Genomic DNA, 12,016 nt, shown 5'->3' on the forward strand with positions numbered 1-12,016 from the left:
GGCTTTCCCGCCTGCCCCTCCCCGGGGCAGGCGGCTTCGCCGGGGCGGGGCCGCTCAGGGCTGCCGGCCGTCAGGAACGCTGGTCGTCGGACCGGTCCGCGCGGGCCGCGTTCTTCTCCTTGATCCGCACCGCTTCCTTGCGGACCTCCGCCTGGGTGGCGCGTTCCTGCTGGAGCCAGTCGGGGGCTTCCTGCTTCAGTGCTTCGATCTGCTCCGTCGTGAGAGCTTCGGTGATTCCGCCACGGGCGAGACCCGAGATCGAGACACCCAGCTTCGCGGCGACCACCGGCCGGGGGTGCGGGCCGTTGCGTCGCAGCTCCTGCAGCCACTCGGGCGGATCGGCCTGCAGTGCGTTCAGCTCGGTGCGCGAGACGACACCCTCCTGGAACTCGGTGGGGGTGGCCTCGAGGTACACACCCAGCTTCTTTGCCGCGGTCGCGGGCTTCATCGTCTGGGCGGTCTTGTGCGACGTCATACGGACAAGGGTATCGAGCATGTGCGCTACCTCTGACCAGGGCCGGTAACCTGGCGGAGTGACAAGCTCGGAAGAAACCCCTTCGTTCCGGCTCGCGTATGTCCCGGGGGTGACACCCGGAAAGTGGGTGCGGATCTGGAACGAGCGGCTGCCCGACGTCCCGCTGACCCTCGTGGGGGTGTCGGCCGCCGAGGCGTCCGACGCGCTGCGGGGGCGTGAGGCCGACGCCGGCCTCGTACGGCTGCCGATCGACCGGACAGCTCTCAGCGCCATCCCCCTCTATACCGAGACGACCGTGGTCGTGGTCCCGAAGGACCACGTCATGGCGACCGTCGACGAGGTCTCGGCCGCGGAGCTGGCCGACGACATCGTGCTGCACCCCCTCGACGACACCCTCGACTGGGAGGACCGCCCCGGGCGGCCCGCCAACGAGCGTCCCGCCACCACGGCGGACGCCGTCGAGCTGGTGGCCGCGGGGGTGGGGCTGCTCGTCGTACCGCAGTCGCTCGCCCGCCTCCACCACCGCAAGGACCTCACCTACAGGCCGGTGACCGACGCACCCGAATCGCGCGTCGCGCTGTCGTGGCTGGAGGACGAGACCACCGATCTGGTGGAGGAGTTCATCGGGATCGTCCGCGGGCGGACCGTCAACAGCACACGGGGCCGCCCCAAGCCCCAGCCCAAGCCCCAGGCGAAGGCGAAGGACAAGCGCGCCGACAAGGGCGGCGCCGGGCGGAAGCCCGCGGCAGGCAAGTCGGCCGGAAAGTCGGGTGCCAGGACGGCCGGGAAATCGGGCGGCGGCAAGAGCACGCGGAGCGGCTCCGCCGCCCCCAAGGCCGCCAAACGCGGCAAACCCCGTCGCCGCCCCTGAGGCGTGGACGCACGTGCGGCGCACCGGGGACCGCCCGGTACGCCGCACGGTCAGGCTCTCAGCGCCTGCGCCGCACCTTCGGTTCCGGTACGAGGCGCACGACGCCGTTGAGCAGATGGTCGACCAGGTCGTGCGAGGGCTTGTCCGTGAGGTTGGTGAGCAGTCGGGCCAGGGTGTTGAGCAGGAACGGCGACCCCATGACGTAACGGTTGAGGACCGGCTGGAAACCGGAGCGGCTGAAGATCAGATCGGCGGCCGTGTTGCCCAGGCGGTAGTAGCGTCCCCAGCGGCGGTTCATCTCGACCGGGTAGCCGTGCAGCACCTGCTCGCGCCGGGGGCCCCGGGGGATCGCGAGGGCCAGCGTGGCGGTCTCGGCGGCGACCTCACCGGCTTCCATGGCCTGGCCGATCCCCTCGCCGTTCCAGGGGCTGATCATGCCTCCGGAGTCGCCGACGAGCAGGAGCCCGCGGGTGTAGAGGGGATGGCGGTTGAAGCCCAGCGGAAGGGCGGCGCTGCGGACGGGGCCCTCCGCGTTCTCCTCGCGCAGCCCCCATGCCTCGGGGGTGCGGGCCAGCCACTCGTCCAGCGTGGCGCGCAGGTCCGCCTTTCCGTGCCGGCGGTGCGGCAGTGCGCCGAGGCCGACGTTGACGCGGCCGTCGCCCATCGGGAAGATCCAGCCGTACCCGGGCAGGTAGTGATCGCTCCCGGGGAACCGGAGGTCGGCCCACAGCTCCAGGTACTCCTCCGCGGAGCGCTCGGGGCTGCGGTAGTAGCGGCGGGCGGCCGTCGCGATCTGCCGGTTCCTGTCCCGCTGGAGACCCATGGCGAGGGCGAGGCGGGCGGAGGCGCCGTCGGCGGCGATCACGACCGGCGCGTGGAAGGCCAGGGGCTCCTTCTCCTCGGTGACGGCAGTGACACCGGTGATGCGCCCTGCCCGGTCGGTCAGCGGCTCGGTGACCTTCACACCGCTGCGCAGCCGTGCTCCGGCGGCGACGGCGTGCCGGGCGAGGATGTCGTCGAAGTCGTGCCGGCTGCGTGAGAGACCGAAGTCCGGATATCGGCCGAGCGCGGGCCAGTCGATGTGGACCTGATGCTCCCCGGCCACCCAGCGCATCCCGCGTGAACGGGTCCACCCCGGAGCCTTGATGTCGACGCCCATCCTGATGAGCTGATGCACCGCACGCGGCGTCAGACCGTCCCCGCACACCTTCTCCCGGGGGAAACGGGACTTCTCCAGCAGCAGGACATCGACGCCCGCTCTGGCGAGGTGGAAGGCGGCAGCGGATCCCGCGGGCCCCGCTCCCACCACGATCACCTGGGCTTCCTCGTCCGAGCCGTGGTCGGACCGGGTGTCCGACCCGGACCGGTCTGGCGTCGTTTCCCGCATCGGGAACCCCTTCCTGAAGCCGGTGCCGTACCGGGGACGGCAGCCGTCCGCTTCATCATCGATCAAGGACGGCCGGTGTGTGACCCGGTCCGGAAATCCGGCGCCTTCCGCTGAGAACCTCAAGATGCGAAACACCTGAAACCATGACAATTTACCCTTGCTGACCAGCTACTCGGGTGAAAGGGACACCTCTGATGGAGCGTCGTCCGGCGAGTCGGAGGTTCTCGACCGCTCTCCACCTGCCCGAGGTCGCGCCCCGCGCACCGGCCGACGCCGTGTCACCCGGCCCCGCCCGGCCGCCGCGAACCGAGGCCCCCTCCCGCCCGCGCCCGCCGCCGGGCCGCACGAGTTCCGTCGCCCCTTCCCGCCAGCAACGCTCTGCCGCCGCAAGGAGTGCCGTATGAGCACCATGGACGTCCCCTCGGAAGCCGAGTCGGAGATCCCCGCATCACAGTCCCGGACCAGGAGGCCCGCGGTGCCGGGGATGACCTGGGTGACGCTGGCGCTGATGACCACCGCCTCGGTGGCCAGCCTGCGGTCCGCCCCGACGATGGCCGTGTACGGACTGGCCTGCGTCTTCCTCTACGTCGTCCCGGCGATCGTGTTCCTGATGCCCACGGCGCTGGTCTCCGCCGAGCTCGCGTCGGGGTGGAACGGCGGTGTCTACCGCTGGGTGAGCGAGGGGCTGTCGAAGCCGCTCGGATTCCTTGCCGTGTGGTGCCAGTTCGCGATGACGATCTTCTACTACCCGAGCCTGCTCGCGTACGTCGCGAGCACCATCGCCTATGTCATCGATCCGAGCCTGGCCGGCAACGGCGTGTACACCGCGATCGTGATCATGGTCCTGTACTGGACCGGGGTGTGGGTCTCCTCCCGGGGCACGAAGGCCGTCGCGGGGCTCTCGTCCTGGGGCCTGATCATCGGGACGCTGATTCCGGGCACCGTCCTCGTCGTGCTCGGCTTCGTCTTCCTGGGCCAGGGCAACGGCTCCGCGGCTCCCATGACGGCCAGTCATCTGCTTCCGCAGTGGACCGGGCTCGCCAGCCTCGTCCTGATCGTCAACAACTTTCTCAGCTACTCCGGCATGGAGATGAACGCCGTCCACGTCTCGTCGTTGAAGAACCCGGCCAGGGAGTACCCGCGGTCGATGTTCCTCGCCATGGGACTGGTGCTGCTGATCTTCATCCTTCCGGCGCTGGCCATCAGCTGGGTCGTCCCGGCCGATCAGCTCAGCCTGACGGCCGGTGTGATGCAGGCGTTCGACGCGTTCTTCTCGTACTTCCACATCGGCTGGCTCACCCCGGTCGTGGCCGTCGCCCTGGTCGCGGCGGCGCTCGGCGGCATGCTCACCTGGCTGGCGGGGCCGTCCAAGGGCCTGCTGCTGATCTCCCGGGAGGAGGGCTATCTGCCACCGTTCCTCCAGAAGCTCAACAAGAACGGCATCCAGCAGAACATCCTGGTCACCCAGGGCGTCGTGACCACCGCCATCGCCCTCATGTACGCGCTGATCCCCGATGTCTCCAGCGCCTACTGGATCTTCTCCGTGATCACCACGCAGGTGTATCTCATCGTCTATCTGCTGATGTTCGCCGCCGCGATCCGGCTGCGCAGGATCCAGCCCGACCACCCGCGCGGCTACCGCGCCCCCGCTCTCGTCCCGCTGTGCGTCCTCGGTCTGCTCGCCTCGCTCGCCGCCCTGGTGATCGGCTTCGTACCGTCGTCGCAGTTCGGCGGCGGCAGCGTCTGGTCGTACATCGCGCTGGTCGGAGGCGGGCTCGTCGTGCTCGGCCTGCTCGTGCCGTACCTCTTCCTCAGACTCCGCAAGCCGAACTGGCGCATGCCCGCCGGGCAGGACGGTGCGGCGGCGGACGGTGGCGCATGAGCGAGCTCAGGACCGACAACACGGTCCGACGCTGAACCCGGCAGCCCCGAAGCGAAGGCCCCCCCGAAGCAAAGGCCGCCACGAATCAAAGCAGCAAGAACCGAACCACCAGGGTCCGGACCGACGACCGGGAGACAACGATGAGCGAGCACGAACTGGCCGACCGGATCGCCGCCCTGATGCCGCGTGCCAAGGCGGACCTCACCGAACTGGTCTCGATCCCCTCCGTCGCCGACCCCCGCCAGTACCCGCCCGAGGAGTGCCGCAGGGCGGCCCAGTGGGTCGCCGACGCCTTCACCGAGGCGGGTCTGCACGATGTGCACCTCGCCGAGACGCCCGACGGCAGCGCGGCCGTGCTAGGCCACCGCCCGCCGCCGCCCGGCGCGCCGACCGTGCTGCTCTACTGCCACTACGACGTCCAGCCGCCGCTCGACGACGACGCCTGGACCTCGCCCCCCTTCACGCTCACCGAGCGCGACGGCCGCTGGTACGGACGCGGCACCGCGGACTGCAAGGGCAACATCGTCATGCACCTCACCGCACTGCGGGCCCTCGGGGACGACCTGCCGGTCGGGTTGCGGTTCGTCGCCGAGGGCTCGGAGGAACAGGGCACCGGCGGCCTGGAGGCATACGTCGAGCAGCACCGCGAGCAGTTCCTGGCCGATGCGCTGCTGATCTGCGACACGGGCAACGCCGCCGTGGGACGGCCGACCGTCACCACCTCCCTTCGCGGCCTCGCCAGTGTCGTGGTGACCGTGTCCACGCTCGGCGCCGAACTGCACTCGGGGATGTTCGGCGGGCCGGCCCCGGACGCCCTCGCCGCACTCGTCCACATCCTGTCCACCCTGCGCGGCCCGGACGGCGGAACGCGCATCGACGGACTCGACTCCTCCGGGACCTGGTCGGGGGCGCCCTACGACGAGGAGCAGTTCCGGCGCGACGCCGACGTGCTGGACGGGGTCTCGCTCACCGGCTCCGGCACGGTCTCCGACCGGCTCTGGGCCCGCCCCGCCGTCACCGTCCTCGGCATCGACTGCCCACCGGTCGTCGGCTCGTCCGCCGCCGTCCAGGGCACCGCACGGGCCCGGGTGAGCCTGCGCGTACCGCCGGGAACGAACGCGGACGCCGCGCTGCTGGCCCTGACCGCCCACCTGGAGAAGGCCGCCCCCTGGGGAGCGCACGTCTCGGTCGAGTCCGAAGGGACCGGCGCACCGTTCCGGGCCGCCACCGACGGACCGGCCTACGCGACCCTGGGCCGGGCCATGGCGGACGTCTACGGAGAGCCGATGGCCGCCCTCGGCCAGGGCGGCTCCATCCCGCTGTGCAACGTCCTCACCAACGCATACCCGCGCGCCGAGATCGTCCTGATGGGCGTGGAGGAACCGCAGTGCCTCATCCACGCCCCCAACGAGAGCGTCGACCCCGGCGAGATCCAGCACATGGCCCATGTCGAGGCCCTCTTCCTGAGCCGGTACGCCGCCGCGCGGCGCAACTGAGCGGCCCGAGGACCCCGCTACGACTCCAGATAGCGCAGGACCGCCAGCACCCGCCTGCTGTAGCCGGTGGCGCGCGGCAGATCGAGCTTCTCGAAGACCGAGTTGAGGTTCTTCTCGACCGAACTCAGCGAGATGTGCAGCTGCTGCGCGATGGCCGCGTTGCTGCGGCCCTGTGCAAGCTCCTGCAGAACGGTGCGCTCCCGGGGCGTCAGCCCGGCCAACGGGTCGACGTGCGTGGTCCGCACCACCAACTGCCGTACGACCTCCGCGTCGATGGACGCCCCGCCCGCGTGGATCCGTTCCAGCGACTCCAGGAACTCGTCGACCTGCGCGACCCGGTCCTTGAGCAGATAGCCGACCCGCTCGGCGTTCTGGGAAAGCAGCCGCACCGCGTAGTTGCGCTCCACGTGCTGGGAGAGCACCAGCACACCGACCAGGGGCCACCGCTCACGGATCTCCAGCGCGGCCCGCAGCCCCTCGTCGGTGTGGGTCGGCGGCATCCGGATGTCGACGACGACGAGGTCCGGCGGGTCCGCCTCGACCGCCCGGACGAGGGAGTCACCGTCCCCCACCGAGGCGAGGACCTCGTGCCCCTCCTCCGCCAGCAGCAGGGCCAGGCCCTCCCGCAGCAGGGTCGAGTCCTCGGCGAGCATTACGCGCACGGCAACTCCGCGGTGATCGTGGTGGGGCCCCCGCAGGGGCTGTCGATGTGCAGCCGGCCGTCCAGCGCGTCCACCCGGCTGCGCAGCCCGGACAGCCCGCCGCCCAGCGGATCCGCACCGCCGGTGCCGTTGTCCTGGACCGACACCGAGACCAGGTCCCCGTCGCCCCGTACGCTCACCCGGATGCGGGTCGCCCGCGCGTGCTTGGCCGCGTTGGTCACGGCCTCGCAGACCATGAAGTAGGCGGCGGTCTCCACCGGCCGGGGCAACGGCAGCGGCAGCGAGAACTCCATGTGCAGAGGAATGCCGCAGCGTTGGGCCACCCCGCCGAGGGCCTCTTCGAGCCCCAGGTCGTCGAGGGCCGAAGGGTAGACCCGCCAGGCCACATCGCGAAGTTCCGTGAGGACCTCCTGGGAGGCCTGGTGGGCCTGCTGGAGCAGCAACTCCGCCTGTTCGGGGCGCCGGTTGCGGCGGGCCCGGCCCAGCAGCATGGCCAGTGCGACGAGCCGCTGCTGCACACCGTCGTGCAGATCGCGCTCGATCCGCCTGCGTTCCGCGTCGACCGCCCGGAGCACCCCGGCCCGGCTGGCGGCCAGTTCGGCGATTCGCTGCTTCAGCAACTCCCGCTCCGAGGGCCCGAAATGATCGCGCGCCAACCGGGAGTCGAGTGCGTTCAGCGAGAAGATCCCTTGCAGATCGAGGAAGAGCAGCACACCGCCGAGGAGCGCCTGGGCCAGCAGCCCCTGCCAGTCGGCGGGGTCGCGGACCACCCCCGCGGCCAGCAACCCGGCCAGCACGGCCCCGTAGCCCAGCAACGCGAGCACCCCGGCGAACAGCGTTCCCGCGCCGGTGCGGGCGGCCAGATAGCGAAGAACATCCCGGTCGGAGGCATGGTGTGCGGGGAACACGTCGCCGAAGAAGACACTGCGGCGGATCCGTTCCAGCCCGGTGAGCCCACGCGCCCCGGCACTCAGCAGGGCGAGCGCACGCGGCCGGGTACGGGGCCACAGCACGAACGGCAGCGACAGCCCGCCCGGCACGGCGAAGTACAGCAGCCCGAACAGGGCGGTGCAGCAGCCGAGCAGAGCGCCCGAGGCCCTGCGGGGCCAGGGGTACGCGTGAGCCACCGGCGCGCCCACCCCGTCGTGCCGCAGACCGGACAGCTCCGGCAGCCGGCCGGTCGTACCGTCCGCGAAGTCCCCCTGCACGGTTGCCGAGGCTAGCCGTACGGAGGGAACACAGCAAGATCCTTCCGGTCGGGCCGGAGCCACCGACGGCGTACGGGACCGCGGCGCCGGGCTCATGAGACCCGGCGGTGCTGTGCCCGGCCACCGGACCGCAGGCGTACGGTCACATACCCGGCGACGGCCACCAGGACCAGGACGAGAACGGCCTTGGACAGGACCCCGACGTAGGTCTCCACCAGATCCCAGCGGTCGCCGAGCCAGTAACCGGCCATCACGAGCACCGAGTTCCACACCAGGCTGCCCACGGCGGTCAGGGTCACGAAGAGCGGCAGCGGCATCCGCTCCACACCGGCCGGCACGGAGATGAGACTGCGGAAGATCGGCACCATGCGGCCCAGCAGGACTGCCTTGGCGCCGTGCCTGGCGAACCACTGCTCCGTACGCTCCAGATCGGAACCCCGCACCAGCGGAAGCCTCGCCCAGACCGCGTGCATGCGGTCGCGGCCGAAGAGCATCCCGATCCAGTACAGAGCCACCGCACCCACCACCGAACCCAGTGTGGTCCACAGGAGTGCGGAGGCCAGAGTGATGACACCCTGCCCCGCCGCGAACCCGGTCAGCGGCAGAATGACCTCGCTGGGCAGCGGCGGAAAGAGATTCTCCAGGGCAATGGCGAGTCCGGCCCCCGGGCCTCCCATGGTGTCGACGAGGCCGGCCGCCCAGCCGGCGACACCGCCCGCGGGTTCCTTGGCGAGACCGAGAATCACGAGATCCATGAACTGACTCCTGGCCGTTGTGATGAGGCGCGAGAAGTCCGCCGCGCCCCACCGGCAACGCTAGGAACCGACGACCGGCACCGGTACGAGGTAATCCACCCGGCCGGTTGCTGTACTCCGCACCAGCCACCCTGCGGTTTTCCGTAACCCCGGCGCCGCGCCGACGGGTTGGCCGCACCGGGATACCGACGCTCCGGGAGGCCGTCATTTCTGTGCGAAGACGATCCAGACCTGGCCCCGTGCGAACGTCATGCGCTCGCCGTCCCGGGTGGTGAAGGCGGTCGTGGAACCGGCCGCCGGACGCGACCAACGGACGTCGTACTCCTTGCCGTCGCGCAGCACCACGGCCGAGCCGGAGCCCACGGTCTCGGTGTACGGGGACGCGCTGCCCCACCGGTCCTGATACCGCGAGGGGCGCACGGTCACGTACTGCACCACCACATCGGCCGCGCCGAGCCCGGCGCCTTCCGGCGTACGGGCAGGGGCGCCGTCCATGGAAACGAGCCACTGGCGCTGTTCGGCCGACCAGGTGAACGTGAAGCGCGCCGCCGGGTAGCGCACCGTGCGATCGGCGACCGGTCTGCCGCCCGGCAGGGCCGCGGCGAAACGCAACCCGATGTCCTCGGCCGCGTTCACGCCGGTGGTGGCGTGCGGGGTCCGGCCGGGGCGCAGATACAGGTTGTGCGGCGCAGCGCGGTCGCTGCTGCGGAAGTACGCGTCCGGGGCCTTCTCGGGAGGCAGCGGATCCAGCGGCGCCGCCGCGATGACCGGGAGAAGCTTGGTCTGGGCCCCGGAGAAGGCGAGCGTCGGCCGGTCGAACTGGCGGAGCAGCTCCAGATCCGTCTCCCGGGCGCTGCGCACCGGGCCGGCCACGGGCGGCAGCCGGGAGGAGTATGCGGCGAGTATGCGGCTGAGACCGGCCTCGACCTGCTCCACATAGACGATGTCCGCCTTGTCGAGCCCGGTCTGCGGGCGGGCGGGACCGACATTGTCGATCTTCACGGCGAGGACGTGGGCGCGTGATCGGGCGGGCGTGGACGGCTCGGCGCTGCCCGGCGACGAAGTCGTTCCCCCGCCCTGGCAGCCCGCCAGGGCGGCGGTGAGCAGTGCAAGCGCGAGCGCTGATGCCGTGCCCGGCCTCCGCGTCCTGAACAAGTGCATGACGGCCGCCCTTCCGAGTCGGCCGACGCGACGCCTCCGGCCGCGACCGCGCACCGCGACGGCTCTCTGCACATCATCACGCAGAAGGGCGCCCCAGGGGCTCCCACGGGGCACGGCGGACGTCGCCCTCGGCCGGCGCTCACAGCGAGACGTCGGGCCCCGCGCTCAGTACGGCAACGGGCGGCCCGAGGGGGTCCTCAGATCGAGGGGCGGCGGACGGGACGGCAGCTGCGGTCGTCGGACGATCCTGATGCGGCCCATTGCCACCACCCCCTGTCGGTCTCCCGTCATATGCCCGGCACGTGAGTCGTTCATGCGGCCCCCGCGTGAATCTTCCGGTCACGGGGGCCGAACAGTTCCCGACACCGGTGGACGCGCCCTGTCCCGGCACCCACGGGCACGGTTCGGGCCGGGGCTGCCCGGAACCGACCGGCGGGGCGGAGCCCGGGTGGCCGGAAGGACCCTCCCGACCGGCCGTCCGGGCAAGGGAGTTGCGCGGCGGCGCCGTCTTCCCAGCGCACCGGGGACAGCGCACCCGCGCGCTCGCTATCCTTCCCCGCTATGAGCCATGAGCATGGCACGGGTGGGGCATCCGGCGGGGCTCCGCGGAGTGCCGGGTGACCGAGGGCATGGGCCCCGCGCCGGATGCCCGTAGCGCGGAGGCATGGCGGGCCTTCGGCACCCGGCTGCGCCAGTGGCGCAGGCGCGCCGGGCTCACCCAGGCCCAGGTGGGGGCCCGCGTCGGATACGACCACACCGCCATCAGCAAACTGGAGCACGGCACCCGCAGGACACCGCTGCCGCTGGCCCGCAGGCTGGACGAACTGATGACGGCGGGCGGTACCCTCCTCGCCGCCTGCGAGGCGGCCGAGGCCGAGGGAACGGGCGGTACGGGCGAGGAGGGCGCGGCGGAGCGCCCCGCACCGGCCCCCGCACGGCAGGGGCCGCTGCCGGGGGAGCCCGCGGGAGGCGCCCTGCTCGCGATGCTGCCACCGGACACCGTCCTGCCCGCCAGACTGCCCAGCTACGGGCTGATGTGCCCGGTGCACGGCCGGGACGGCTGCTCCGTCCCGGTGCTCGCCGACGTCGTCGCCCTGCACTCGGCCTTCTGCTCCCTCGGCCCGGCCGCCGCGTCGCGCCCCGCGCTGGACATCGACACTGTGCACGCCCTGACGGCGCTGCTCGCCGTCTGCCTGCGGGCCGACGAGGAGCGCGCCTGGTCCGGAGCGACCGTCGTCGTCGAGCGCACACTGCACGCGATGCTCCGCTGGATGGCCCTGCCTTCCGCGCCCTACCAACGTCAACTCGCCCCGCTGGCAGCCGAGTACGCACAGTCCGCCGGCTGTCTGCGGCTGCAGTGGGGCCGCAACGCGACCGCGATGGCCTGGCTCGACCGCTCGCTGGTCTGGGCCCAGCTGGCCGGTCACGTCGGGACGGAGGTGGCCGCGCTCAGCGACATGAGCACACTGGCCCGGCTGGAGGGCGACGGCCCGTCCGCCCTCGCCTACGGCGGCGCGATCCGGCAGGCCGCCGCCGGCCGGTACTGGGCGGGCGCCATGAGCGATCTGTACCTGGCGCGCGGTCACGCGGTACGGGGCGACGCCCGCCAGACCCTGGGCCACATCGACCGTGCCTGGTCGCAGCTGGACCGGGTCGGCGAGCAGGACGAGACGGAGGCGCCCTGGCTGTCCGTCGCCTCGGTGCGCCTGCGGGTGGAGTCCGGCGCCGCCGGGGCGCTGCGGGACCTGGCGGCGGCGACCGGGGACCGCCGGCTGGCCCTGCGCGCGGTGGGCGCGGCCCGCACCGCGCTCGGTCTGCTGCCCCCGGGGATGCACTCGGCGCGGATGCTGTTCCTGGTACGGATGGCGGACGCGCATGCCTGCGCCCAGGACCCGCAGGCGGCGATCGCCATCGCCGGACCGGTCCTGGACACCACCGAGGTCACCGCTTCGACGCTGCTCGGACAGGAACTGCGCGGTCTGCACAGCCGGTTGGCGGCCCGGCACGACAACCGCCCGGAGACCGACGACTTCACCCGCAGGCTGGCGGCCGTCGTCCGCTGACACGCCGGAGGCGGGGCGTGTGTGCACACGCCCCGCCCCGGATGCCGCACCGGCAA

Annotated in this window: 10 protein-coding genes; 4 read left to right on the plus strand and 6 right to left on the minus strand. The window is 71.9% G+C overall.

Annotated features, from left to right (window positions below; translation table 11 throughout):
* Positions 1-70: 70 nt before the first annotated feature.
* Positions 71-475, minus strand: a complete 405-nt coding sequence (locus tag ACFYY7_RS21880) for a DUF5997 family protein (RefSeq protein WP_356085872.1) — start codon at positions 473-475, stop codon at positions 71-73.
* 58 nt (positions 476-533) lie between these two features.
* Between ACFYY7_RS21880 and ACFYY7_RS21885 the strand changes: the two genes are divergently transcribed.
* The gene (locus ACFYY7_RS21885; protein WP_388663657.1) at positions 534-1,346 is read left to right on the plus strand and encodes a LysR family substrate-binding domain-containing protein; all 813 of its coding nucleotides are present in this window, start codon (positions 534-536) and stop codon (positions 1,344-1,346) included.
* A gap of 58 nt (positions 1,347-1,404) precedes the next feature.
* Here the strand turns inward: ACFYY7_RS21885 and ACFYY7_RS21890 are convergent, their stop codons facing one another.
* Positions 1,405-2,733: a geranylgeranyl reductase family protein gene (locus ACFYY7_RS21890; RefSeq protein WP_388663659.1), complete on the minus strand. Its 1,329-nt coding sequence runs from the start codon at positions 2,731-2,733 to the stop codon at positions 1,405-1,407.
* Positions 2,734-3,133: 400 nt separating this feature from the next.
* Between ACFYY7_RS21890 and ACFYY7_RS21895 the strand changes: the two genes are divergently transcribed.
* Together ACFYY7_RS21895 and ACFYY7_RS21900 are read left to right on the plus strand one after the other, a co-directional pair.
* Complete coding sequence (locus ACFYY7_RS21895; RefSeq protein WP_388663661.1) at positions 3,134-4,615, plus strand: APC family permease; 1,482 nt, start codon at positions 3,134-3,136, stop codon at positions 4,613-4,615.
* A 140-nt stretch (positions 4,616-4,755) separates the two neighbouring features.
* Positions 4,756-6,111, plus strand: coding sequence for a dipeptidase (locus ACFYY7_RS21900; protein ID WP_388663663.1), 1,356 nt, complete (start codon positions 4,756-4,758; stop codon positions 6,109-6,111).
* A 17-nt stretch (positions 6,112-6,128) separates the two neighbouring features.
* On the opposite strand, the gene ACFYY7_RS21905 is transcribed toward ACFYY7_RS21900, so the two are convergent.
* The 4 genes from ACFYY7_RS21905 to ACFYY7_RS21920 form a co-directional block, all read right to left on the minus strand.
* Complete coding sequence (locus ACFYY7_RS21905; RefSeq protein WP_351253881.1) at positions 6,129-6,764, minus strand: response regulator transcription factor; 636 nt, start codon at positions 6,762-6,764, stop codon at positions 6,129-6,131.
* Positions 6,764-7,927, minus strand: coding sequence for a sensor histidine kinase (locus tag ACFYY7_RS21910; protein WP_388663749.1), 1,164 nt, complete (start codon positions 7,925-7,927; stop codon positions 6,764-6,766). The genes ACFYY7_RS21905 and ACFYY7_RS21910 overlap by 1 nt, the downstream gene beginning before the upstream one ends.
* 146 nt (positions 7,928-8,073) lie before the next feature.
* Positions 8,074-8,736 carry a DedA family protein gene (locus ACFYY7_RS21915; RefSeq protein WP_388663665.1) on the minus strand — a complete coding sequence of 221 codons (663 nt, stop codon included), beginning with the start codon at positions 8,734-8,736 and terminating at the stop codon, positions 8,074-8,076.
* 204 nt (positions 8,737-8,940) lie between these two features.
* Positions 8,941-9,897: a DUF3048 domain-containing protein gene (locus ACFYY7_RS21920; protein ID WP_388663666.1), complete on the minus strand. Its 957-nt coding sequence runs from the start codon at positions 9,895-9,897 to the stop codon at positions 8,941-8,943.
* Positions 9,898-10,514: 617 nt separating this feature from the next.
* Between ACFYY7_RS21920 and ACFYY7_RS21925 the strand changes: the two genes are divergently transcribed.
* The gene (locus ACFYY7_RS21925; protein WP_388663668.1) at positions 10,515-11,960 is read left to right on the plus strand and encodes a helix-turn-helix domain-containing protein; all 1,446 of its coding nucleotides are present in this window, start codon (positions 10,515-10,517) and stop codon (positions 11,958-11,960) included.
* The last annotated feature ends 56 nt before the right edge of the window (positions 11,961-12,016 follow it).

Origin of the sequence: Streptomyces sp. NPDC001933 (assembly GCF_042890955.1) — a bacterium.
Lineage (GTDB): Bacteria > Actinomycetota > Actinomycetes > Streptomycetales > Streptomycetaceae > Streptomyces.